We start from the raw sequence: 577 nt of genomic DNA on the forward strand, positions 1-577 counted from the left end.
TGGCCGAAAGCATCATTGGCCTATTCAAAACCGAGGTGATCAACTTCTTCGGCCCTTGGAAATCAATCGGGCAAGTCGAGTGGGAAACCCTGAAGTGGGTCAGCTGGTACAACAGCGAGCGCCTGCAAAGCGCCATCGGCTATACTACGCCACAAGAAGCAGAGGACGCTTTCTATGAAAACTTAAACGGCCATGATAAAGCAGCCTAAGATTTGAACAAAACACTCTCCGGTAAACCCGGGGCGGTTCATTCTGGTGGAATGCCTCCCACACATCTTGCGCCATCGGCGCCCTTACCGAAGACCCGTAGTCTTTCCTTCACAGAACGTGAGGAAATAGCTTTGGAGTGTGCGAGGGGCACATGTCCGTGCCATCGCTCGGAAGCTCAAGAGAGCGCCCAGCACGATCTCCCGAGAGATCAGGCGCAACTCGGCAACCCGTGGCGGAGACTTTGGACCTGTCACGCTTTCATGCCGCTCCGGTTGCTCACTTAAGCGACCTTTCGTTCGAAGGCCAAGGGGCTTTTCCATCCCAAGGCTGAGTGCCGCCGGCGTGGATTGTAGAAGCCGTTGATGTA

The 577-nt window shown here is 54.9% G+C and carries 1 protein-coding gene and 1 pseudogene; both read left to right on the forward strand.

Features of this window, described 5'->3' with window-relative positions:
• The coding region (locus C8265_RS19260; protein ID WP_164512405.1) for an integrase core domain-containing protein at window positions 1–209 on the forward strand (209 nt) is incomplete at its 5' end.
• Between the two features lie 39 nt (window positions 210–248).
• Window positions 249–441 (forward strand): annotated as a pseudogene (locus tag C8265_RS19265) (helix-turn-helix domain-containing protein); the annotation flags it as partial.
• Window positions 442–577 lie beyond the last annotated feature (136 nt).

Origin of the sequence: Oceaniglobus ichthyenteri, assembly GCF_003057885.1 — a bacterium.
GTDB classification, from domain to species: Bacteria; Pseudomonadota; Alphaproteobacteria; order Rhodobacterales; family Rhodobacteraceae; genus Oceaniglobus; species Oceaniglobus ichthyenteri.